24 protein-coding genes are annotated in these 23,960 nt (G+C 43.2%); 10 read left to right on the forward strand and 14 right to left on the reverse strand.

The features are described from left to right. Positions 1–40 precede the first annotated feature (40 nt). Positions 41–3,391: a DNA polymerase III subunit alpha gene (gene dnaE, locus J7E32_RS07595; RefSeq protein ID WP_214905908.1), complete on the reverse strand. Its 3,351-nt coding sequence runs from the start codon at positions 3,389–3,391 to the stop codon at positions 41–43. 358 nt (positions 3,392–3,749) lie between these two features. Between dnaE and ytrH the strand changes: the two genes are divergently transcribed. From ytrH to J7E32_RS07610, 3 genes are all read left to right on the forward strand, one after another. Next, a complete protein-coding gene (gene ytrH, locus J7E32_RS07600; RefSeq protein ID WP_031308334.1) occupies positions 3,750–4,079 on the forward strand; it encodes a sporulation membrane protein YtrH in 330 nt (109 codons plus the stop codon). After that, positions 4,080–4,586, forward strand: coding sequence for a sporulation membrane protein YtrI (gene ytrI, locus J7E32_RS07605; RefSeq protein WP_214905914.1), 507 nt, complete (start codon positions 4,080–4,082; stop codon positions 4,584–4,586). A 1,030-nt stretch (positions 4,587–5,616) separates the two neighbouring features. Continuing rightward, positions 5,617–5,940 carry a hypothetical protein gene (locus tag J7E32_RS07610; protein WP_286182873.1) on the forward strand — a complete coding sequence of 108 codons (324 nt, stop codon included), beginning with the start codon at positions 5,617–5,619 and terminating at the stop codon, positions 5,938–5,940. Positions 5,941–5,989: 49 nt separating this feature from the next. On the opposite strand, the gene J7E32_RS07615 is transcribed toward J7E32_RS07610, so the two are convergent. Then, positions 5,990–6,928 (reverse strand): DHH family phosphoesterase, encoded by a 939-nt coding sequence (locus J7E32_RS07615; RefSeq protein WP_214905917.1) that lies wholly within the window; start codon positions 6,926–6,928, stop codon positions 5,990–5,992. Positions 6,929–7,285: 357 nt separating this feature from the next. Here J7E32_RS07615 and J7E32_RS07620 point away from each other — a divergent pair, with 357 nt between their 5' ends. Further along, positions 7,286–7,582, forward strand: coding sequence for a YtpI family protein (locus J7E32_RS07620; RefSeq protein WP_102263849.1), 297 nt, complete (start codon positions 7,286–7,288; stop codon positions 7,580–7,582). Positions 7,583–7,629: 47 nt separating this feature from the next. Here the strand turns inward: J7E32_RS07620 and J7E32_RS07625 are convergent, their stop codons facing one another. The 3 genes from J7E32_RS07625 to J7E32_RS07635 all read right to left on the reverse strand — a co-directional run bounded on the left by J7E32_RS07625 (position 7,630) and on the right by J7E32_RS07635 (position 10,368). Next, a complete protein-coding gene (locus tag J7E32_RS07625; protein ID WP_214905920.1) occupies positions 7,630–8,949 on the reverse strand; it encodes a CBS domain-containing protein in 1,320 nt (439 codons plus the stop codon). Between the two features lie 383 nt (positions 8,950–9,332). Further along, on the reverse strand, positions 9,333–9,581 hold the full coding sequence (locus tag J7E32_RS07630; RefSeq protein ID WP_214905923.1) for a hypothetical protein: 249 nt from the start codon (positions 9,579–9,581) through the stop codon (positions 9,333–9,335). Between the two features lie 106 nt (positions 9,582–9,687). Beyond that, a complete protein-coding gene (locus J7E32_RS07635; RefSeq protein WP_214905926.1) occupies positions 9,688–10,368 on the reverse strand; it encodes a metal-dependent hydrolase in 681 nt (226 codons plus the stop codon). Between the two features lie 163 nt (positions 10,369–10,531). Between J7E32_RS07635 and J7E32_RS07640 the strand changes: the two genes are divergently transcribed. After that, positions 10,532–11,629 carry a M24 family metallopeptidase gene (locus J7E32_RS07640; RefSeq protein ID WP_214905930.1) on the forward strand — a complete coding sequence of 366 codons (1,098 nt, stop codon included), beginning with the start codon at positions 10,532–10,534 and terminating at the stop codon, positions 11,627–11,629. Positions 11,630–11,907: 278 nt separating this feature from the next. On the opposite strand, the gene queF is transcribed toward J7E32_RS07640, so the two are convergent. After that, complete coding sequence (gene queF, locus J7E32_RS07645; protein ID WP_214905933.1) at positions 11,908–12,405, reverse strand: preQ(1) synthase; 498 nt, start codon at positions 12,403–12,405, stop codon at positions 11,908–11,910. A 408-nt stretch (positions 12,406–12,813) separates the two neighbouring features. Between queF and deoC the strand changes: the two genes are divergently transcribed. The 3 genes from deoC to J7E32_RS07660 all read left to right on the forward strand — a co-directional run bounded on the left by deoC (position 12,814) and on the right by J7E32_RS07660 (position 14,866). Continuing rightward, entirely contained in the window at positions 12,814–13,488 is a 675-nt protein-coding gene (deoC, locus tag J7E32_RS07650) for a deoxyribose-phosphate aldolase (protein ID WP_214905936.1), read from the forward strand. A 36-nt stretch (positions 13,489–13,524) separates the two neighbouring features. Continuing rightward, complete coding sequence (locus J7E32_RS07655; RefSeq protein WP_214905939.1) at positions 13,525–13,947, forward strand: cytidine deaminase; 423 nt, start codon at positions 13,525–13,527, stop codon at positions 13,945–13,947. A gap of 304 nt (positions 13,948–14,251) precedes the next feature. Then, on the forward strand, positions 14,252–14,866 hold the full coding sequence (locus J7E32_RS07660) for an AmiS/UreI family transporter (RefSeq protein ID WP_214905942.1): 615 nt from the start codon (positions 14,252–14,254) through the stop codon (positions 14,864–14,866). 55 nt (positions 14,867–14,921) lie between these two features. On the opposite strand, the gene J7E32_RS07665 is transcribed toward J7E32_RS07660, so the two are convergent. From J7E32_RS07665 to J7E32_RS07675, 3 genes are all read right to left on the reverse strand, one after another. Next, positions 14,922–15,851 (reverse strand): manganese-dependent inorganic pyrophosphatase, encoded by a 930-nt coding sequence (locus J7E32_RS07665; RefSeq protein WP_214906318.1) that lies wholly within the window; start codon positions 15,849–15,851, stop codon positions 14,922–14,924. A 172-nt stretch (positions 15,852–16,023) separates the two neighbouring features. Then, the gene (gene ald, locus J7E32_RS07670) at positions 16,024–17,145 is read right to left on the reverse strand and encodes an alanine dehydrogenase (protein WP_214905945.1); all 1,122 of its coding nucleotides are present in this window, start codon (positions 17,143–17,145) and stop codon (positions 16,024–16,026) included. A 313-nt stretch (positions 17,146–17,458) separates the two neighbouring features. Beyond that, the gene (locus J7E32_RS07675) at positions 17,459–17,614 is read right to left on the reverse strand and encodes a hypothetical protein (RefSeq protein WP_214905972.1); all 156 of its coding nucleotides are present in this window, start codon (positions 17,612–17,614) and stop codon (positions 17,459–17,461) included. A 105-nt stretch (positions 17,615–17,719) separates the two neighbouring features. Between J7E32_RS07675 and J7E32_RS07680 the strand changes: the two genes are divergently transcribed. Beyond that, positions 17,720–18,169 carry a universal stress protein gene (locus J7E32_RS07680; RefSeq protein ID WP_214780695.1) on the forward strand — a complete coding sequence of 150 codons (450 nt, stop codon included), beginning with the start codon at positions 17,720–17,722 and terminating at the stop codon, positions 18,167–18,169. Between the two features lie 56 nt (positions 18,170–18,225). On the opposite strand, the gene argH is transcribed toward J7E32_RS07680, so the two are convergent. Both argH and J7E32_RS07690 read right to left on the reverse strand, forming a co-directional pair. Then, positions 18,226–19,596 carry an argininosuccinate lyase gene (gene argH, locus J7E32_RS07685; RefSeq protein WP_214905975.1) on the reverse strand — a complete coding sequence of 457 codons (1,371 nt, stop codon included), beginning with the start codon at positions 19,594–19,596 and terminating at the stop codon, positions 18,226–18,228. Then, positions 19,593–20,798: an argininosuccinate synthase gene (locus tag J7E32_RS07690; RefSeq protein ID WP_214905978.1), complete on the reverse strand. Its 1,206-nt coding sequence runs from the start codon at positions 20,796–20,798 to the stop codon at positions 19,593–19,595. The genes argH and J7E32_RS07690 overlap by 4 nt, the downstream gene beginning before the upstream one ends. A 211-nt stretch (positions 20,799–21,009) precedes the next feature. On the opposite strand from J7E32_RS07690, the gene J7E32_RS07695 reads away from it, so the two are divergent. Further along, a complete protein-coding gene (locus J7E32_RS07695; protein ID WP_214905980.1) occupies positions 21,010–21,327 on the forward strand; it encodes a hypothetical protein in 318 nt (105 codons plus the stop codon). Between the two features lie 200 nt (positions 21,328–21,527). On the opposite strand, the gene J7E32_RS07700 is transcribed toward J7E32_RS07695, so the two are convergent. The 3 genes from J7E32_RS07700 to J7E32_RS07710 form a co-directional block, all read right to left on the reverse strand. Beyond that, positions 21,528–22,013 (reverse strand): GNAT family N-acetyltransferase, encoded by a 486-nt coding sequence (locus J7E32_RS07700; protein WP_353654030.1) that lies wholly within the window; start codon positions 22,011–22,013, stop codon positions 21,528–21,530. Positions 22,014–22,579: 566 nt separating this feature from the next. Next, a complete protein-coding gene (locus J7E32_RS07705; protein WP_214905982.1) occupies positions 22,580–23,092 on the reverse strand; it encodes a MogA/MoaB family molybdenum cofactor biosynthesis protein in 513 nt (170 codons plus the stop codon). A gap of 4 nt (positions 23,093–23,096) precedes the next feature. Next, positions 23,097–23,933, reverse strand: a complete 837-nt coding sequence (locus J7E32_RS07710) for an EcsC family protein (protein ID WP_214905985.1) — start codon at positions 23,931–23,933, stop codon at positions 23,097–23,099. Between the last annotated feature and the right edge of the window lie 27 nt (positions 23,934–23,960).

A 23,960-nucleotide genomic window follows, 5' to 3' on the forward strand; every position in this document is an offset into this window, starting at 1 on the left:
CCTTTTCCAATATAACACATCTATTATACTTGTAAAAGAACTAATTTTTCAGGACGACATTATTGTCACCCAATACCTTCTTCAACTCTCCCATACTTCCACGTTCTGCATTAATGCTGAACTCTCCTGGCAGCAATAGTGATTTCTCGGTTTCTTCGTTATACACTATTACCGGCACAGCGCCATGATGTTTTTTCAATAAAGCTTTGATGGCATTCATCTTGCCAGCACTGTCCGTTCCTCTAGCTATCCGCAAATATAGAACTGGTTTTTGTTCTGCTTCTTTTTCAAGGTCGAGTACTTGTTGCACGATAAATTGGCTTTTCCCATCACGTTCATCGAACTTTCCTTCCAGCAGCGCCATTTTCCCCTGCCCTAACACATGTCCATACTGCTTATATACAGTTGGGAATACGACAGCATCCGTTTCCCCGCTTGCATCGCTAATAGTGAGGAAAGACATTGCTTCACCTTTTTTCGTCCGGATTTTCTTTTCCTCAGTGATATAGACACCAAGCCGCACTTTACTTCCCGGCGATTTAGATGAGATTTTTTTAACACCTGCTGCCTTGAATTCTTTTTCGTGAATTGAAGCGGGATGCTTGGATAAGTAGACTCCGAGAACATCTTTTTCCAGGCTGAGCTTGTCCTCAATCCGCATCGGGTCGACCTGGGTATACTTTGGTTTCAGGGAGAACTCTGCTTCAGCGAACATATCAATCTGTCCAGAGTCATCAGGAGCCACCAGCTGTGCGTGTTCAATCGCGACATCAATCGTCGCTAAAAGCACGGCGCGATCCTGTCCGAATTCATCGAAAGCGCCTGAATAAATCAATGCTTCGAGCACTTTTCTTGTGGCTGCCTTTTGAGGCACTCGAATACAAAAATCGAATATATCCTTAAAAGGCTGGTTTCGTCTCGCCTGGAATATTTCCTTTAGAGAGGCAATTCCTACACCTTTAATCCCTGCGAGGCTATATCTGACACCATCCCCTTCTGGCTGGAAGCTGAAAGCACTTCTGTTGATTGAGGGAGGAAGAAGTTTGATTTCCATTTGCTGCAGCTCTCTTGCATACTGTGCAATTTTCACATCATTCCCGATTGCCGAAGTAAGCAGTGCAGCCATAAAGTAGAGCGGATAATGCGCTTTAAGATACGCCAGCTGGTAGGCAATCATGCTGTAGGCGACCGCATGGCTCCGGTTAAATCCGTAGTTAGCGAATCGGACAATCAAATCATAAATAAGATTCGCGGTTTGCGTATCATATCCTTTCCTTAAAGCCCCATTCACGAAATGTTCACGTTCCTGGTCAAGAACTTCCTTCTTCTTCTTTGAAACAGCTCTTCTCAGCAAATCCGCTTCACCTAACGAAAATCCTGCCATCTGTGATGCAATCTGCATGATTTGCTCCTGATAGACGATAACCCCGTATGTATCCCCAAGGATCGGTTCAAGGTCCTTATGGTAAAAATCTATAGGCTGCCTTCCGTGCTTTCGGTCTATAAAAAGCGGAATATTTTCCATCGGGCCTGGACGGTAAAGCGCATTGACCGCGACAATATCTTCAAACCTTGTGGGTCCCAGCTTCATAAGTACTTTTCTCATCCCATCAGATTCCAGCTGGAAAATACCTGTCGTCTCTCCCCTTCCAAGCATCTCGAATGTTTCCTTATCTTCAGCCGGAATGTCATGAATGTCCAGCTTGCGCCTTGTTTTTTGCTGGATCGAGTGAAGGATTGAGTCTATTAATGTCAGATTCCTTAATCCTAGGAAATCCATCTTCAACAGACCTATTTCCTCAAGGTGGTCCATCGAATATTGAGTAAGGAATACTTTTGACTGGCCGGATTGGATCGGCACGACATTTGTAAGTGGCTGTTCGCTGATTACGACCCCCGCAGCGTGAGTTGAAGTATGCCGCGGCAAACCTTCGAGCTTGATTGCCGTTTCAAGAATTCTCTTATTCTTAGAGGACTCTTCTATAAAACCCCTTAAACCGGCAGATTCCTTGATGGCATCTTTCAGGGTGATGCCAAGTCTCGATGGCACAAGCTTTGACAGCCGGTCGAGCTCCTTCGCGTTCAAACCAAAAACACGGCCAACATCCCTTACGGCTGCCTTCGCAGCGAGCGTTCCAAAAGTGGCAATCTGTGCCACATGAAGCTCGCCATATTTGGAGGCGACATATTCAATCACCTCATCCCTGCGATTATCAGGGAAGTCGATATCGATATCAGGCATTGAAATTCGTTCTGGATTTAAGAACCTTTCAAAGAGTAAATTATGTTCAATCGGGTCGGCATCAGTAATGTACAATACATAGGAAACAAGCGAACCAGCTGCTGAGCCACGTCCCGGTCCGATGAGGATGCCTCTTTCCCTAGAATACTTTATGAAATCCCAAACAATCAGGAAGTAATCGCTGAAGTTCATTTTTTTTATGACTGACAGCTCATATTTCAGCCTGTCGATATGCTTTTGGGACGGATTTTCGTATCGCTTCTCAAGTCCCTGAAAGCAAAGTTCTTCGAGCATTCCATCTGCACTTTTTCCCGGATCCACAGGGAATTTCGGCAGATGCCTTGATTCAAAGTCAATCATGACATTGCAGTTCTCCGCTATTTTCAGCGTATTCTCCAATGCTTCAGGATACTCCGAGAACAGCTCTCCCATTTCTTTTGCTGGCTTTAAGTAAAATTCACTGCTGCCCAGTTTTTCACGACCATCATCCTGCAGTTTCTCACCATTCTTGATTGCCAGCAGGCACTCCTGTGCAAATGAATCTTCTTTTTCCAGATAATGCACCTGGTTGGAAGCAGCCAGTGGAGTGCTGGTTTCACTGCCCAACCTTGCCAGCTGTCCAACTAATTCTTTTTGACCCGGCAGGCCCTGGTCCTGTATTGACAGGTAAAAGTTATCCCTGCCAAAGATCTGCTTGTATAGATCTACAGTCTTTATTGCTTGCTCTCTTTCACCGTTTGTTAAATAATTTTCTATTTCTCCCTGGGTTCCCGGAGTTAGTGCAAACAGGCCTGAAGCGTAATGTTTCAGCCATTTCACCGGTATTCCCTCAGGTGATTTCGTCTGTACAGCACTGGAAATCTTGATCAGGTTCTGGAATCCCTCATTGTTTTTCGCAAGCAGCACAAGCGGGTATGATTCATGTTCCAGAGTGGGGCTGACTACGTCTACAGTCAGGCCGAGCAGTGGTTTGACCGAGTTCCTCAGGCATTCTTTATAAAATGCGACACTTCCGTACATTACATTTCGATCCGTCAGTGCGAGAGCGGAAAATCCTTTTGCCCTGGCATCGCGGACTAGCTGCTCTACTGTCGCCGTACTCGTGAGCAGGCTGTATGCACTATAGACATGAAGGTGAATAAATGGCATTTCTCTCACACCCTTAAAGGTTAGGTTCATCTTCTTTCATTATAGGCTTTTCAGGCAAAAAAAGAAAATATGTTCTCATTTGATCAAGGAAGTTTAAACATATAGGCTGTTTCTCAAACTACGTTGCTATTGCCTACAAAATAGGATTGAATCGCCTGAGTTTCCTCACAAATTTAACGCTCATTATGAGAAAAGAGCTTGCAAACTTAGTACCGACCTACAAAATGGCTATTATCACGTTAAAATGGGCTTTAGGATTTTAACAACAGTCTTTACGAAAACAGCCAACATATTAAATGCAGTTTGTCCATATGATGAAATACGAGGAAAAAATCTACATTTACTGAGGGTGTTTTATGTGAATCAACCATTTGCTTCTCATTTATTCGAAGCCTATTTCATCGCGCTCGGTGTTTTGCTTGGAGGCTCGTTGATTGGCGGATTGGCCGCTTTTTTGACAGGTCAGCCTTTAATGACGGAAATTGCCCGGTTTTCAAGTTCCATCCGGATTTGGGCCATCATTGCTGCGATCGGCGGTACCTTTGATACCGTCTACAGCTTTGAACGGGGGCTATTAAACGGTGAGACAAAGGATATCTTCAAGCAGTTCTTGTTGATACTCACAGCCATGGGCGGTGCTCAGACTGGCGCACTTCTGATCAACTGGCTGACGCAGGAGCATGTTTAAATGAGAATCCCCCCTTATTATCGCAGGCCTGAATGGCAGAGATTTTTTTCAGGTATGGCTATAGGCGCTGTCTTAAGCTGGTGTGTGTTCCTATATATCAATGGTGTATCACTGGAGAAAAATGCGAAGACCATACATGAACAAAAAGATGAGATTGCTGAATTAAAAAGTGATATTCAAATCTGGATGGATGATTACGCTGAATTAAATAAAAAAAATCAGGAAAGTCTGACCGTCCAGGAGATTAAAGTGAAGATTGTTAACGACAAAAAATATAAACAATATCTTGATACTCTCAGCATCTATGAGATCGAAGAGGAAACCAAAGGGCAGCTGAACATGCTGCTTGCCAAGGATCTGGATTCAGTTTTTAAAAGCAGGGATTTGATCACCAGAGTGATTGAAAACAAATCCATCAAAGTGAATGACAAACGTTATAAACTGAAAATCAAATCAATGGTCATCTATACTTCTGTCAGCATTCAGGTGGAGATTAGCTTGGATTGATCAAGAAGCCGGAATGCGTGGCTGGTTTAGGAGAGACCTCGGAAATTCTTGCGAGTAAACTGCTTTTTGAAAGCTTTGGAGCATTCTGTAAGAAAGGCTGTCATGATACGGTCTCTTTATTTTTACAGCTTTGGATCTTGAACCCTGAAACCTGTCACAATATTGGCGTTTTCTTGACAGCTTTGGACTCTGAACCCTGAAACCTGTCACAATAATCACGTTTTCTTGACAGCTTTGACCTCTGAACCCAAAAACCTGTCACAATAACCGGGGTTTCTTGACAGCTTTGGCCTCTGATTCCTGAAATCTGTCACAATAATGGCGTTTTCTTGACAGCTTTGGACTCTGATCCCTGAAACCTGTCACAATAACTACGTTTTCTTGACAGCTTTGGTCTCTGATCCCTGAAACCTGTCACAATAATCACGTTTTCTTGACAGCTTTGGACTCTGAACCCTGAAACCTGTCACAATAACCACGTTTTCTTGACAGCTTTGGACTCTGAACCCTGAAACCTGTCACAATAACCACGTTTTCTTGACAGCTTTGGCCTCTGATCCCTGAAACCTGTCACAATAACTACGTTTTCTTGACAGCTTTGGCCTCTGATTCCTGAAACCTGTCACAATAATGGCGTTTTCTTGACAGCTTTGGACTCTGATCCCTGAAACCTGTCACAATAACCTCGTTTTCTTGACAGCTTTGGACTCTGATTCCTGAAACCTGTCACAATAATGGCGTTTTCTTGACAGCTTTGGCCTCTGATCCCTGAAACCTGTCACAATAATCACGTTTTCTTGACAGCTTTGGCCTCTGATTCCTGAAACCTGTCACAATACAGCTTTGAAGCTTGCTTCTCCAAAGTTGTCACAATTCATTCCTGCTTTTTTCGACCGCTTTGGATCGTTCTTAACGAAACTACCATAATCACTATTAGGTAATTCCCTCCAGTTGTTATCAGTTTGTGTCACACCTGATAAAACCGGGAAATATAAAAAGAAATTCGAAGATATCGACTGGAGGGATTCAGATGAGCTTTAACAATGGTGCAGGCAATAGCGGAAGCGGTGTTGGCGGAGGTTTATTCCCTGCATACGCCATGAATAACCGTGAACAGGAGAACCAGGTGAAATTAAATGAGGACCAGTATGATGTATACGTGAATGATGATTTTGTTGGTCAAAAAAGCCTTAAAAGCCAAGGTGAGAATCTTTCTGACATTGATGACTTCTTAAGACAGCAAGGAATAAGTGATTTTACAGCATCGCTTGATGGCGATCACTACAAAATCAGGACAGATGGTTATAATGCAGAAATTGCTGGTGCATTAAATGTTTATTTTAATAATAGATAAATGATAATAGCAAGGTGTGTTTCAGTATTGAAACGCACCTTGCTTTTTGCTAATATTCCTTGCAGGCTTGAACGAGGTCAGCAAGAACGTTGTCGACATCGTCCCATGAATAGATGGATGCACCTGCAGCCAGTGGATGGCCGCCGCCATTGTAATTCCTGGCGATTGTGTTGATCACAGGTCCTTTGGAACGAAGGCGTACCCTGATTTGATCTTCTTCCTCAATGAAGAAAACCCACGCTTTGATCCCTCTGACATTCCCCAATTCACTCACAAGCAATGAGGCTTCTGAAGGCTTGACGGAATACTGTTCAAGCAGTTCCCTTTTCATGACAACCTTGGCCGCTCCATTTTCCAGCAGCTCGAAGTTCTGGAGGATGTATCCATTTAACTTCACCACATTCGGTGCCAATTCATACATTTTGTCATAAAGCTCTGTGCGCGAGAAGTTATAGTGGATCAATTCTCCCGCGTAGGCAAAAGTTTTATTCGTCGTGCTTGGATACAGGAAGCGGCCAGTGTCGCCCACAATTCCCGCATACAGCAATCTGGCTGCCTCGTCAGACACCTTAAGGCCCTTATCCTTGAAAGTAAGGTAAAACTCATAAATCATCTCACTGGTAGAACTTGCAGAAGTTTCAACCCATTGAAGGTCTCCATACGGATCTTCATTTGGATGATGATCAATCTTTACAAGCTGCTCACCTAAACGATAACGCTCGTCACAAATCCGCTCAGCGTTCGCTGTGTCACATACAATGACCAACGCTCCTTTAAAAGTATCGTCCGAGATAGAATCAAGCCTTCTCAGATAATTAAGCGATCGCTCCTCTGCTCCAACGGTGTAAATATTCTTTTCAGGATACGAAGCCTTCAGGATTTCAGCCAGCCCTCCCTGTGATCCGTACGCATCAGGATCCGGTCTCACATGGCGATGGATAATGATCGTTTCATAATTTTCAATAGCTTCAAGAATTTGCTCTTTCATTAAATTGCTCCTTCACCTTTTTCATATCTTAATTATGAACATATTTTTTGGAAAAGAAAAGCAGGAAGACATTTTGTGGGGAGCGTTTCGCTGAAAAAAAACGCATTTTTTTTCAGTTTGTGAATAAACAGATGGTTTTCGCGAATAGAACCAATAGTTTCACGTAGAAAATCCTTTTCTTTTGAAATTAACTCTCTTTTTTTTCGATTAAAATTATTATCTTCCGAAATTTCATCTATTTTTTCACCATGGATGTTCCAAATAAAATCGATCCCACATAGCATTTCAACCTATGTTATGGCATTCTCCTTAAATTAGCGGTAAAATAGGAGTGATTCTGAATGTGGAGGAAATGCAATGCCTATTTTTGTACTACTAATCGTTCTTTCATTTGTCTTTTATATCTTTTACAAAATCAAATATGTTCGCAGCAAACGGCCTGCTGAGCGAAAATGGCTATCAGCCAAGTCAAGCATCGCTCTGGGTTTGTTCGTCGCACTATTTGGGATCAATCAGCTGTTCCTTTTCCAGACTACTGTCACATATATCGTAGGTGCTATATTCATTGTCATTGGTTCATTGAGCATCTGGGGCGGAATTAAAGCGTATAAATTCTACCTTCCCCATGCTGCCAAGGAAGCACAGGAAAACTAAAACACACAAAAGCCGATCCCGTTATTTAAGGATCGGCTTTATTTATTTTAGTGCCTGTCAATCAGCTGGCACATCATCATCGCTTTCCCAACGAGAACTCCGTCATTGAAGGCTTCGATATCGACCTTACCGAACTTCCTTCCTACCTCGAGCACCTTTGGATAAATTTCTATGACACTGTCAATCTGCACAGGTTTCATAAAATAGATCGTCATATTCTCGACAACCAAATCCCCTTTTTTATATCCACGCAGCACACGGTTCGCAGCTTCTGTCACGACTGTCGTGAACACGCCATAAGAAATCGTCCCAAGATGGTTTGTCATCTGCGGAGTCACCTGGCAGCGGAATATATCTTCATCCTTTGTTTTCCCTTTTGCCAGAACCAGCTGGTTTGTAACGGTATCATCGAGAGTCTCCCCTACCTGCGGCTGGCGCTGGATCATTTGAAGAGCCTTCAATACATCCTGTCTGCTGACAATGCCTTGAAGCCTGTTGGCGTCATCCACAACCGGCAGTACCTCAATGCCTTCCCATACCATCATGTGGGCAGCTGAAGCGACACTCGTCGATCCGCTTACAGTCATCGGATTCTTTGTCATGATTTTCTCGATCAATATTTCCTGTTCATGGCCCATAGCGTCCTTCGATGTTATCATCCCGATTACTTTCATATTCTGGTCCACTACCGGGAAGCGGCTGTGCAGTGTTTCATCCTTATGACGGTACCAGTCAGATACACGGTCATCCGCTTTCAGAAAAATGGTCTCAGAAACCGTCGTCAGGATATCCTCGACAAGGATGATTTCCTTTTTGATCAATTGGTCGTATATCGCACGGTTGATCATTGTCGCTACTGTAAAAGTATCATAACTGCTTGAAATGATCGGCAGCTGCAGTTCATCTGCAAGCTTTTTTACATGGTCTTCGGCATCGAAGCCGCCGGTCACTAGAACAGCTGCCCCTGCCCTTAACGCATGCTCATGAGCTTTGTCGCGGTTCCCGACGATCAGCAGATTGCCCGCCCCTGTATAGCGCATCATCGCTTCAAGTTTCATTGCCCCGATGACGAATTTATTCAATGTTTTATGAAGTCCAGCGCGGCCGCCCAGTACTTGTCCATCCACGATATTGACAACTTCGGCAAAAGTGAGCTTCTCAATGTTCTCTTTCTTTTTCCGTTCGATCCTGATGGTGCCGACACGTTCAATCGTGCTCACATATCCTTTATTTTCAGCATCTTTAATTGCTCTGTATGCAGTTCCTTCGCTTACGTTAAGCGCCTTGGCGATTTGGCGTACCGATATCTTTTCTCCTATTGGCAATTCATCTATATATTGAAGTATTTGTTCATGCTTAGTTGCCAAGACTTTCACCCTTTTTAGTAATTTTCCGTACAAAGTAGTTCTATCCATTCCCATTATAAGGTTTTAAAGGGTTGGATTCAATTTAATTAGGGTGTGAGAAATTTCCTTCCTAATAAGGGCTTATAAATCAGCCTGTTGATTTTCGTTCCAGGCGCTTCGCTTTCCGCGGGAAGAATTATGAAAAAGCCTTAATGCCGGCTTTTTCAGAGAGCGAATTCTTCCTTGGGGCGTGCGGTGAGCCTCCTCAGCGCTAAAGCGCCTGCGGGGTCTCACCTGTCCCGCTAATCCCGCAGGAGTCTGCGCGCCTTCCACTGCAATCAATAGGACGTCAAAACAACACTTAGCTTATATATCCTATAAAAAAGAAAAACTGGCTGATCCGCTCAGCCAGTATAAACGCGTGATTTTCTTTTCTGGTTGGATTCCATTTTTCTGCTGGCTGTCCGGGTGCGCTTCTTTGGAGTGTATAAAAAGGCTGCCAGATTCCCTGCAAAGACGAGCAAAGCCAGGAATAGCCATGAACCGGCGAACAAAGCTTCTTTCCCTCCACCCTGGAAGTTCAGCTCCGGCATTCCTATGTAAAGCATCATGCCGCATAACAACAAGTATAACAAGTAGCGGTTTTTCTTCATTTTCCCCCTCCTATAGGTTGTCTTATTTTATATCTATGCTTCCAGAGCTAAAAAAAGCATGGTAAATAGAAAAAGCTGCACAACTTTTTGTGCAGCTCGGTCACGGTTACAGCTCGATAGTCTCTCCAGCTTCAAGGACGGTGCCTTTGTTTTTCTTAAGCATTTTTACAAAAGCATGCGGGTCCTGCTTGATTGGCGGGAATGTATTAAAGTGGATCGGTACGACTTCCTTGGCATTCAGGAATTCAGCCGCTAATGCAGCATCTTCCGGTCCCATCGTAAAATTATCACCGATCGGCAGGAATGCCAGATCAATCGGATGCCTTTCACCAATCAGCTTCATGTCGGAAAATAAGCCTGTATCACCCGCATGGAAAACGGTCTTGCCCTCCGCCATGAACAGGATACCTGCAGGCATTCCGCCATAAATAATTTCGTTGTTTTCAGTCATCATGCCTGTACCATGAAATGCCTGAGTCATTTTGACTTTTCCAAAATCAAATTCATAAGCACCGCCAATAGACATGCCGTGAGTGTTCAAGCCTTTCCAGCTTAAGTATGTAGCCACTTCGAAGTTTGCGATTACAAGGGAGTCATGTTTTTTAGCCAGCTCAACCGTATCTCCCAGATGGTCTCCGTGCGCATGGGTCAGGATGATGACATCCGGCTTCACATCCTCCACCTTTAAATCAGTAAGGTCATTGCCGGAGATGAATGGGTCAATCAGGATGGTCTTTCCTTGCGTTTCAATTTTAACAACAGAATGGCCGTGATAAGATACCTTCATATTATCGCTCCTTTCAATCATTCATTAGATATTTCAACGTTACTTCCTTATCTCCTGCTTCCTTTTTCTGTATACCCACTAAGTCTCTACTATAAAAGTTTTACTTTTCAACTGTGAATTGCTACTCTCATAGTGTGATGTACATATCAGAGGAGGAATTTCTATGACTGAAAGATTGGCTGCATTATCAGGTTGGATGAAGGACAATAATGTCGATGTCACGTTCGTTACATCCCCTGACAATGTATTTTACCTGAGCGGATTTTTAAGCGATCCACACGAAAGACTTCTGGCTGTTGCCGTTTTCCAGGATGCCGAGCCATTCATGATTTGCCCGGCGATGGATAAGGAAAATGCGAAGAACGCAGGCTGGGAACTTGAAATCATCGGCTACAGTGACACGGATGATTCGATGGAGCTTGCTTACAATGGTATTAAAAAGCGCATTCCTTCCATCAAGAAAACTGCAATCGAGAAGGAACAACTGAATGTTGAACGATATGAAAAAATGGCTGGCCTTTTTGGCGGTTCTGAATTTGTTTCGGCAGAGGAAAAGCTTCGCCTGATGCGCATGGTTAAATCCGAAGAGGAGTTGCAGAAATTAAGGGTTGCATGTGAGTTAGCCGACTTCGCCATCCAGACAGGTGTAAATGAAATACAGGAAGGCAAAACCGAGCTAGATGTCCTTGCAGCGATTGAATACGAATTGAAGAAAAAAGGCGTCACGGAAATGTCGTTTTCAACGATGGTCCTTACTGGTAAAAATGCAGCGGCACCGCATGGCACACCAGGGCTGACAAAGATCAAAAAGGGCGACCTCGTCTTGTTCGATCTTGGCGTTGTGATGGATGGCTACTGTTCAGACATCACAAGGACCGTTGCTTACGGTGAAATCAACAAAAAGCAGGAAGAAATCTATAACACCGTGTTGAAGGCACAGCTGAAAGCCCTGGATACAGCACGAGCTGGTGTTGCCTGCTCTGAGGTCGATCTTGCCGCACGCCGTGTGATTGAAGAGGCTGGATACGGGGACTACTTCCCTCACCGCCTCGGACACGGGCTCGGAGTCAGCGTCCACGAGTATCCTTCATTAACAAGCACAAATTCTTTATTAATGGAAAAAGGAATGGTGTTCACTGCTGAACCGGGAATTTATGTACCGGGCGTGGCCGGCGTAAGAATCGAAGACGATGTCGTCATTACCGAGGACGGAATCGAAATTTTAACGAAATTCCCTAAAGAATTGGTTTTTGTATCGTAAAATAAACCCAGAACCGCCTGCGATCCCGGATCCAGGCGTTTTTTTTGGTAAAAAGCTTGTTTTTTCTCAAAACGTTTCAACATTTTTAATGCGATTTTTTTTTATAGCGAATTTCAGCTTTTTATAGCGATAATTACTTTTTTATAGCGAATTTCGATTTTTCATAGCGAAAATTTCTTTTTTATAGCGAAATCCCAATTTTAATAGCGAAATGGAAAATATTACTGTTTTTTCCAGTTAAAAAAAGAGCAGCACAATTTATGCTGCTCGTCCTCTTATTAACGATTATCCACTTTTTCCGGATACATATCATGGTTCATCATCCGGTAATCTGCCATTTCTTCATACTTTGTGCCAGGCTTTCCATAGTTGGTATACGGATCGATCGAGATTCCGCCTCTTGGAGTGAATTTGCCCCAAACCTCAATATATCTAGGGTCCATCAGCTTGATCAAATCGTTCATGATGATGTTCATGCAATCTTCATGGAAATCACCGTGATTCCTGAAGCTGAAAAGATAAAGCTTCAGCGATTTGCTTTCGACCATCAACTTGTCCGGAATGTAGCTGATATAAATCGACGCAAAGTCCGGTTGTCCTGTGATCGGGCATAGACTTGTGAACTCCGGTGTGTTGAATTTCACGAAGTAATCCCGGTACGGGTGTTTATTTTCGAACGTTTCAAGAATTTCAGGGCTATATTCAAACAAGTATTTTGTCCCCTGATTGCCAAGCAATGTTATATCTTTCAATTCCTCATCTTTTCTTCCAGCCATTTTAAGTGCCTCCTATATATCTGCACGCGCTTTTTGAGGCCCAGGAACCCTGCTTATCAAATAAAAAACCATATCCTCTGGGATATGGTTGAATTAATCAAAGCCATAGTTTTTTATAGAGGGTGTCCGCTATGAACCTCTCCCGCGAATGCAGGATGATTTATTCATTTTTATATAGCAACTATAATGAAATACCATTTCAAAGTCAAAAGAAAATTTTGATACTAAATATGACAAATTCATGTATTTCCATATTTTATTTTTACATATGTTCACGTGGTTATTTACATATGTTCACCTACCTGATATATTATTCATGTAAGTAACACATAATATATTTGGGTTATATATTTTTCTTCTATATGAAAGCGTTTCAACATATTTTTTATACGGAAAGGGTTTGATCCAATGTCTAAAGATTTAGCAGGAATGATTGATCACACATTACTTAAAGCAAATGCAACCGAAGCGGAGATTGTAAAGCTGGCTGAGGAAGCAAAAGAATATAAATTTGCTTCTGTTTGCGTTAACCCAACATGGGTTAAGAAAGCTGCTGAAGTTCTTAAGGATGCTGAAGGAGTAGAAGTATGTACAGTAATCGGCTTCCCTCTTGGAGCTACAACTTCAGAAACAAAAGCATTCGAAACAAAGAACGCAATTGAAAATGGCGCGACAGAAGTCGATATGGTTATCAACATCGGCGCTTTGAAAGACAAGCAATACGATTTGGTAGAAAAAGATATCAAAGCGGTTGTTGACGCTGCAAAAGGCAAAGCATTGACTAAGGTCATCATCGAAACTTGCCTTCTTACTGATGAGGAAAAAGAAATGGCATGCAAGCTTTCTGTCAATGCAGGAGCAGATTTCGTGAAGACTTCAACTGGTTTCTCAACAGGCGGAGCAACTGTGGAAGATATCGCCCTAATGAGAAAAACTGTTGGACCTGATCTTGGCGTTAAAGCTTCCGGCGGAGTAAGAAGCCTTGAGGATGCACAAAACATGATCGAAGCAGGAGCAACAAGAATTGGAGCAAGCTCTGGAGTAGCAATTGTCAACGGATTGTCTTCAGACTCTTCATACTAAGCAACAAATATATCATTCGGGAATGGGGAATGGACGATGGATAAAAAAACGCTTGTTGAAAAAGCAATTGAAGCAAGAAGCACAGCATACGTTCCATATTCTAAGTTTCAGGTTGGCGCCGCCATCATCACTAGCAATGACCAAGTTTACCTTGGCTGCAATATCGAAAACGCCTCTTTTGGCCTGACGAACTGTGCTGAAAGAACGGCTATTTTCAAGGCTGTATCTGAAGGCAATACTGAGATTAAGGCTATTGCAGTAGTCGCAGACACTGAAGGTCCCGTTTCTCCTTGTGGTGCCTGCCGCCAGGTAATTGCAGAGTTCGCAACTGACGATACAAAAATTTACCTTGCCAATCTGAATGGCGATGTAAAGGAAACGACAATCAGCGAAATCCTACCTGGATATTTCACATCCAAGGATATGGAGAAGGTTGATATGTCAAAGAAAATGGTATAGATTGATTTTTCAAGTTAACAAGGGGCAGCTCCTCTATCCTATTGGATATTAGAGTTGCTCTTTCTTATTTGATGGCTGTTTTCGTAAGTATTGTTGTAAAAATCCTAAAGCCGATTTTAACGGATTATATTTCCGGTTCGCAGGTCGGTATTAAGTTTGCATGCTCTTTTCTCATAACAAGCGTCAACTTTACGAAGCAACTTAGGAAGTTCAATCTAATTCGTATTCAATAGCAACAGAGTATAAGAAAAGAGATTTGATAAAGGAGGAAAGAGCCTGTCCATCTATTGGGACGGCATACATCATGGGAGACGCAGGTTTATTATTATCAGGCGCAGCACTCTTCCTGAACAGCTTAATGCTTCTGGGAAAGGCAAATGCGAAAAGCGTGGCAGTATTCAACTTATTCATCGGGACACTGCAAGTGATTGTTCCGTTTTACTTGATTGCTGTATCTGATCAGAACAATTGGACGATCTACAGCCTGGCAAGCATCTTTCTTTTTGGTTTTACCTATTTATATGTCGGTTTGACATTGTGGAAAGACCTTGATGGCAGCGGACTTGGCTGGTATTCCCTCTGGGTTGCAGTGCTTGCAGTCATTTATGCAGCAGTAGCATATGTACATTTTAAAGATATCGTGAACGCTTTGACATGGCTTATGTGGGCCTATCTATGGTTCCTGTTCTTCCTTTCAATGGGTATGAACAAGAAAATCGACGTCTATATAGGCAAGGTGGCGATGGTCCAATCTTGGCTGACACTAACCTTCCCGGCCTTGCTCTCGATGACTGGCTTATGGAAAACTGACCAGGTAGCCAACGCCTGGATCTACTTTTTAATTGCTGCTTTCGTTTATTTTGCTTATATTACATTAAAGCTGAAGAGGTCTTCTGCCAGAACAGAGGAGTTTGCTTAAAATTCAAAAACCGTCCTGCCAAATGAAATTGGCCAGGACGGTTTTTTATTAGGATTTACTTCGCAAGTACATTTGTCAGTACAGGAACGACCTGCTTTTTGCGTGAAACGACGCCTTTTAGGGTCGCCGTGTTGTTTTCAAGTTTTACATTGAAAGCTTCTTCAACTGCAGCAGCTTTTTCACCAATCGCAAGTGCTGCAGAATCATTTGTCAAGATATCAGTAATCACCAATAAGAATAGACCAAGATTCTTTTCTGTCACCTTATTGATCAATGCCTCTTCAAGCTCTACCTTGCGCAAAAGGACTTCATTGACGTCAACAGAGTTTACCTGTGCGATTTCAACCTTGGAATCTCCCATCTGGAATTCCTTGGCGTCAAGGGAAATAAGCTCTTCAATTGTTTTGCTGCTGAGATCTGCACCAGCTTTTAGCATTTCAAGACCATATTCCTCAGCATCTACACCTGCAATTTCAGCCAATTCACGCGCTGCTGCCACATCCTGGTCAGTGCAAGTAGGAGATTTGAACAATAATGAATCAGAGATGATCGCAGAAAGCATCAGGCCAGCGATATTCTTGTCGATTTCCACATTGTTTTCCTTGTACATTTTATTCAAGATTGTCGCTGTGCAGCCTACTGGCTCAACGCGGAAGTACAGTGGATCGCTTGTCTCAAAATTAGCCACACGGTGGTGGTCGATAACCTCAACGATTTGAACATCTGTGATGTCGTCAGCGCTCTGCTGGCGTTCGTTATGATCAACAAGGATGACCTTGTCCACTTCTTCTGAAACTCTCCCTGCAAGGCGTGGTGCGTCAGCTTTGAAGTAATCAAGCGCATATTGAGTTTCTCCATTGACCTGGCCCAAACGCACGGCTTCCGCCTCAACACCAAGCTTTTGCTTCAAGTTAGCATAGGCAATGGCAGAGCAGATTGTATCCGTATCAGGATTTTTATGTCCAAAAACAAGTACTTTTTCCATCATGACACTCCTCAATAACAAATTAACACGGGCATTCTAGCAAAAGAACCCGTATATCCCATAAATAATATACGCTAAAATGAAAAGTTTTTAAACAGCTTTGTGTTAAATAGAGTTGCTTTATCTTGCTCAATAATAAAAGATCCGGAATATTTCATCCGGACCCCAAAAATTAAATTTGCTCTAACAATGTTTTTGTTTCAGAGTATACAAGGTTATGTGCTTCAGCTACTGCCTGGTATGTTACATAGCCATTAAGCGTGTTGATTCCTTTCAACAATGCTTCGTTGTCAAGGCAAGCCTGCTTGTAGCCTTTGTTCGCGATTTGGACAGCATAAGGCACCGTCACATTTGTCAGCGCAATTGTTGATGTTCTAGGAACTGCACCCGGCATGTTTGCAACTGCATAGTGTACAACGCCATGCTTTTCATAAGTAGGATTGTCATGTGTCGTGATCCTGTCAGTTGTTTCGAAAATACCGCCCTGGTCGATTGCGATATCGACAACAACTGAACCTGGGTTCATCGATTGAATCATTTCTTCTGTTACAAGCTTAGGAGCCTTCGCACCCGGAATCAAAACAGCACCGATTACAAGGTCAGATGCTTTGACTGCTTCAGCAATATTCAAAGGATTGGACATTAGCGTTGTAATATCAGACCCAAAGATATCATCAAGCTGACGAAGACGGTCTGGATTCAAGTCAATCATAGTAACCTGTGCACCAAGGCCGACAGCCATTTTCGCTGCATTTGTGCCTGCAACACCGCCGCCGATGATTGTTACTTTTCCTCTTTGTACGCCTGGAACGCCGCCAAGCAGGATTCCTTTGCCGCCATGGACCTTTTCAAGGAATTGCGCACCGATCTGAGTAGACATACGCCCAGCAACCTCACTCATAGGTGTAAGCAATGGAAGAGAGCCGTTAGCCAGTTGTACAGTTTCATAAGCGATTCCGACAACCTTGTTCTCGATCAAAGCCTTAGTCAGCTCTGGTTCTGGAGCAAGGTGCAAATATGTAAATAGAATCAAGCCTTCACGGAAAAAACCATATTCTTGTGCCAGAGGTTCTTTAACCTTCATGACCATATCCTGTGCCCATGCTTCTTCAGCACTTCCAACGATTAGAGCACCAGCAGCCTTATAGTCCTCGTCTGTAAAACTTGAGCCGATTCCAGCTCCAGTTTCGATAAATACTTCATGACCGAAGTTTACTAGGTTTACTACTCCCGCAGGCGTCATAGCCACACGATTTTCATTGTTTTTTATCTCTTTAGGTACACCGATACGCATTATTGCATACCTCCTATAATAATAATTGCCCTACCATTTCAGCCTTGCCATCACTATATCATTTTTTCAATTAGTAAAGATAGATTGAGGCAAGATGAAAACACTTTCATTTTAGTAGAAAAAAATGCTTTTGGCAAAACAATTCGTATAAAATTCCCTAAAATATACTATTCTGTATATTTCTAATTTTAGAGAAAGTATCAGAGTAACTTAAAAGGCCTGCTGAGAGCAGTGAATCTCAGCAAGCCTACTCCTTCATTTTTGTACCTTTCTAAGAGAATATTGGATTGAAAGTACTCATTGAAAAAAGCTTTTACCTATGTTCTTCGTTGTTCTCTACTGCTGCTTTCATCTGTTCCTGCGGGACTACTCCGCTGTTGTATGAATCCATGATTTGCTGGTTTACCTGCATGACACCTTGATCATCGTAATCATAAAATGACTGGCCTTGCTGTTCCTTTTTATCCATGTGGAATCCTCCTTCAATATGATGCTTGCATCTATAGTTTTCGTTGGATTGTCACAGCTATACCAATGAAACTGTTGTATAATATAGGTAAAGGAGGCGAGAACTATGGCACTTTACTATAAGAACATTTTAGTTGCCGTTGATGGTTCTAAACAAGCAGCATGGGCTTTTAAAAAAGCCATTGAGATCGCAAAAAGAAACGACGCAAGTCTGGTCATGACCCACATAATCGATTTGCGCACCTTCGCTACTGTTGAAGCGTATGACCGCACGATTTCAGAGCGTGCGACACAATTTGCTACAGAGCTGATGGAAAGCTACAAACAGCAGGCAATTGAAGCCGGCATCAAAGACGTAGAGTATGACATCGATTATGGTTCCCCAAAGGTCAAAATTGCGAAAGATGTTGCAAAAAAATACAACGCCGACCTGATAATCTGCGGAGCAACAGGAATGAATGCAGTGGAACGCTTTTTCATTGGAAGTGTCTCCGAGCATATCACCCGCTATGCATCATGTGATGTCCTGGTTGTCCGGACTGACAAAGAAAATTAACCTTAATAAACATATAAAAAAGCACGCAGTTTTTCGAGACTGCGTGCTTTTTCCATTTATAATGTTGTTTTTGCTTTTTCTATTTGCATTTTCACCTGAGAAAAACCTGTGCCTCCAGCGCTGTTCCGTCTTTCCACTGCATTATAAGGATTCAATGCCTGGTAAATATTTTCCTCGAACAATGGGTTCATGGATTTGTATGCTTCCAGTGGCAGGTCTGCAAGATAGCATCCTTTTTGGATACACTCAAGGACAAGCTTTCCGACGATTTCATGTGCCTCACGAAAAGGTACTCCTTTGGCTGCCAGATAGTCAGCCAGCTCCGTCGCATTTGAAAAATCATTCTTGACCGACTTGGCCATTTTCTCGTCTTTCACCTTCATCGTACTGACCATGCCAGCGAAAATTTTCAGGGAGCCCTTCACTGTTTTGACAGTATCGAACATGCCCTCTTTATCTTCCTGCATATCCTTGTTATAGGCTAAAGGCAATCCTTTCAATACCGTCAAGAGTCCCATCAGGCTGCCATAGACACGGCCTGTTTTACCGCGAATCAGTTCTGCCATATCCGGATTCTTTTTTTGCGGCATGATGCTGCTTCCGGTCGTAAAGGCATCTGAGAGCTCGATGAACTGAAACTCCTGGCTCGACCACAGTATGATTTCCTCACACAAACGTGACAGATGCATCATTAAAATAGAGCTGCCTGATAGGAACTCAAGTATAAAGTCTCGGTCACTTACTGCATCCAGGCTGTTTTCATAGATACCTTCAAAACCCAGCATGTCTGCTGTCATATGGCGGTCAATTGGAAAAGTAGTTCCTGCAAGCGCTCCGGCACCTAGAGGGGAAAGATTGATTCTTTTCATGCTATCTATATAACGTTGTTTATCCCGGTCAAGCATCCAGAAGTAAGCCATCAGGTGATGGGCAAAAGAGATAGGCTGGGCTCTTTGCAAATGAGTATATCCAGGCATCAGCGTCTCGATGTTTTGTTCAGCCTGATTGACGAGTGCCTTTTGGAAATCAGTGATCAATTCAATGATTTCTGACACCTGCTCTTTCAGGTATAAGTGCATATCTGTAGCAACCTGGTCATTCCTGCTCCTTGCCGTATGGAGCTTGCCGCCGGTTGGCCCAATCAATTCAGTCAGGTGATGTTCAATGTTCAAATGGATATCCTCAAGCTTAGCAGAGTATTCCAATTCGCCATTGGACGCCTTTTGCCGCAAGGATCTCAACCCTTGAATGATTACATCCGCTTCTGCCTCAGTAATGACCCCGCACTTGGCAAGCATTGTGGCATGGGCGATACTGCCCTCAATATCCTGCTCCGCCAGTTCCTGGTCAAAGCCAATAGATGCACCGAATTCATCGACCCAATCCTCAGCGGATCCGGTGAATCGGCCTCCCCATAATTTCTTCACACTGTCACCTTCTTGCCTTGGACCATGCTGTGGACAACTGTCGGCAGTCCCCACAGATTGATGAATCCAACAGCAGCATTATGGTCAAACTCATCGTCCGCCGTGTAAGTGGCCAGCTTTTCATTGTAAAGGGAATACGGAGATTTTCTGCCTTCAATGATTGCATGACCTTTGAAAAGCTTGACGCGGACAGTACCCGTAACATGCTTCTGGGTTGATTTCAGGAAAGCAGCCAATGCTTCTTGAAGCGGAGAGAACCAAAGGCCTTCATAAATCAATTCTGTCATTTTCTTCTCAATTACCGGTTTAAAATGGGCTACCTCTTTTACAAGCGTGATATCCTCAAGTTCCTTATGTGCTTTAATCAAGGTCATCGCAGCAGGTGCTTCATACACTTCACGCGACTTGATGCCGACAAGGCGGTTTTCCACATGGTCAATCCTTCCGACACCATGCTTGCCTGCAATGGCATTTAATTCAAGAATCAATTCTGAAAGGGGATATGCTTTGCCATCAATTGCTGTTGGAACACCCTCAACAAATTCAATCTCGATGAGATCCGGTGTATCCGGTGCGTCTTCAAGCTCTGCCGTCAATTCATAAGCTTCAACCGGAGGCGCCTGCCATGGGTCCTCTAAGATTCCGCATTCATTGCTTCTTCCCCAAAGGTTCTGGTCAATTGAGAACGGGCTGTCGAGATTGATTGGAATCGGAATACCATTGTTGGCTGCATAAGCGATTTCTTCTTCACGTGACCATTTCCACTCACGTACCGGAGCAATGACCTTAAGATCCGGATTCAATGCTTTGATGGAAACCTCGAACCGCACCTGGTCATTTCCTTTTCCAGTGCAGCCATGCGCAACAGCTGTTGCCCCTTCCATTTCGGCTATTTCTACTAGTTTCTTAGAAATCAATGGACGTGATAGTGCTGATACGAGCGGATATTTCCCTTCGTATAATGCATGGGCCTGCAGGGCGAAAAGTGCATAATCCTTGGCGAATTCTTCTTTGACATCAAGCACATATGACTGGATCGCGCCGACCTTAAGAGCTTTTTGTTTAATGAAATCAAGGTCCTTTCCTTCACCAACATCAAGGCAGCAAGCTATTACAGCGTAGCCCTGGTCCTTCAGCCATTTGATTGCAACAGATGTATCAAGCCCGCCAGAATAGGCAAGCACCACTTTATTATTAGTCATTTTTCATGCTCCTTTTATATTCGGATATTTATTCATTTCTATAAATTTTTATTCATGTTTATAAAGTTAACAGGTTTTTGGGAACATTTCAAGATAAAATATATTTTTTATTGATCTAGCGACTGGCACTTGCATTAGACTAGTGTGGAAGCAGGTTTGAAAGTATAGTAGAATGTAAGCAAGAATTAGCGGAATGGGGGCAACATAAGATATGGAACAATATTTTCTTTTTAACAGCCGATTAGGCATTCCCCTGCCAGACTTAAAAGAAAACTGGGAAGAATATGACCTTGATACACGACACGGAATTCTGCTCCACTGGGAAAAAATTCGCGGCAGCATTCCTGACAGGATCGCAGAGCTTGAAAAAACAATCAACCTGAAGCAAGCTCAGCTTTCCGATGAGAGCAACTTCATCCGCTCATGCGAACTGAACAGTGAAATTTCCGAGCTGGCGTCCATCATAAATGACCTCTGGCTTTGGTATCGCACCCAGCAGGATATTTCATCAGAGAAAATGCATCGATAGCACTTTTTATTGCATAAAAAATAGCCTGAAAGCTCCAGGCTATTTTTTGTTTTTACTTTTATTAAAAGAATATACGGCACCTATCATAAGAGCTGCCCCTGTTAATCTCATTACACCATTGCCGAATGGACTGAGTTGATCAATGGTTGAACCCACCAGAATACTGCCAATAAAAATGAAAATAAGCGTAATTAATAACCTCATATATGCTCCTTTTGAAGTGTCTTTCCCATAATGACATATGATTCTTTATCATCATTTGGATAAAAGGCATCATTTAAAACGATCCATCCCAGGCTTTCATACAGGCTGCGGGCAGGAGCATTATTATGCTGAGTTGTTAACACCGCTGTCTTATGTTCTACACCATCTAACAGCCGGGTTACCAGCTGTTTTGCCAGCCCTTGATTCCTAAATGAAGGATGCACCCCCAATTCAACGAACTCAAAACAATCCTCTAACCAGTCTTGATACTCTTCTGAGTTGAACGCATTTGACAATAACTCATGATAATACTGACCTGGTTGAGAAAAGTAACCATAAGCATAACCAGCCACTTCCCCCTGCTCAGAAATAGCCACAAACCCTCTATAGCCATCATAGTCTGCATGCCTCAACACTCGGTCTCTAATGGAATCATCTTCTTTACTCCATACTTGTTGGTATAAGACCGCTACCTCGTTCACTAAGTCTTCATTTCTGTTTATTTCTATATACTCTAACAGCTTTTAGACCTCCCTTGTCAGCTTTTCTTGTAATTGCCTCAAACCTGTCACGATTCCGCTGCTTTCTTGACAGCTTTGCTTGTGTTCGCTTCAAACCTGTCACGATTCCGAGGTTTTCTTGACAGCTTTGCTTGTGTACACTCCAAACCTGTCACGATTCCCGGGTTTTCTTGACAGCTTTGCTTGTGTTCGCCTCAAACCTGTCACGATTCCGGGGTTTTCTTGACAGCTTTGCTTGTGTTCGTCCCAAACCTGTCACGATTCCTCTGTTATTTTGACAGCTTTTCTCGTGTTCGTCCCAAACCTGTCACGATTCCGCAGTTATTTTCACAGCTTTTCTCGTTTTCCTCTCAAACCTGTCTGAACTTACCATTGCAACTGATCAATTCTCGAGATTGGCCTTTAATAATCACAGTCATCTTCCTCTTATATGGAAACTCCATACAGTTATTCGATTATGCTTTCACAATTTCCTTTTTATCCACAAAAAAAGATGAAACCCTTAAAGGCTCCATCTCTGTTATGATTTATAAATCCTTCGTCAGTTCTCTCACCACGTGTCCTATCTCAGGAAGGATCAGCTTTTCCATTGCCAGTCGGACTGCACCTGTTGAGCCTGGTGTTGAGAATACGGCACGGTCATTCACGACTCCGGCTGCGGCACGCGATAGCAGGGCAGCTGAACCGATATCCTCTGTATAGCTGAGCATTCGGAAAATCTCACCGAAACCAGGAATTTCTTTTTCAAAAATGCTCTGGACTGTTTCGATTGTGACGTCTCGTTTGGCAATTCCAGTGCCACCGTTCGTTAGCACCACATCAATTTCGGAGTTGCTGCAGCCTTTTATTACTTCAGATTTGATCGGTTCTGCTTCGTCTTTGACAATTACGTAATCGACTATTTTATGCCCTGCAGCCTCGAGCATTTCCATCATCAGCTTGCCGCTTTTATCTGTATCTGGCGTTCTTGTATCGCTTACTGTTATGACTTTGCAGCGCACCTGGCTGGGTGCAGCTTGTTTATGTTCCTGTGTACTCATAACTCTAAAGTGCTCCTTTTTCTTTGAAATATCTCATCTGGTAAAATTTATGGGCGAAGTCCGTGACCCTTCTCGTCAATTGGTAGTTTGCCCCGGCACCGATCGCCATGCTGATCACCGGCATGCCCTGGACATGCTTTTTGCGGAACATCAGGATCGCCATACCCTTGAAAATCTGTTTGATTGGCTGTTCTAGCCATGTCACGTCTGTCAGGTCATCATTGCCTTCGTAGAAATAAAAATCCTCTGCCTGGTCGAGGTCATTTTTCAACTCTTCCCAGCCAGCGCTCTGCATCCTCGAAGGCATTGTCGCAGTGTGGAAAACCTTCAATGCAACCATCATTTCAAATGGAGTGTTCACTTCGAACCCATAGGTCATCGCAACCAGTTGGACAATCCGCAAATTAATGACTGCCATCGCCGGCATATCTGCGCCTAGCACAAGATTGCCTCCACTCCCTGACATTCCACCCTGGACGAAGGAATAGAGTCTGTGGCGGGCAATTTGCTGCCTGGCAATGAATTCAAGTTGTTCAATCGGCAGCTCCCTTAAATCATGAATGGTTTCAAGGTCGGGCTGGAAAACCCGCCCTGCAGAAAGAATCCGTTCCTTGGCATCCATCTGCAGCTGTGAACCCTGAATTAGGGAGTGAAGATGGAAAAGCCAGCCGTCGAATAAAGTGAAAAAGCGATCCTGCACCTCTTCAGGCAAAAGCGAAAAAGATCGTTCAAGGTAGCGGTCATACGCTAATTCAAAATCATTCGGTTCATACTCGTAGAGATTGTTTTCCCAAGCACTTAATTCATCCAGTACCTTTTGTTCCCGTTGAGTCAAAGGCATTGAAAAACCTCCAGCATATGTGAATTT

This window comes from Bacillus sp. ISL-55, assembly GCF_018613155.1.
Classification (GTDB): Bacteria; Bacillota; Bacilli; order Bacillales; family Cytobacillaceae; genus Mesobacillus.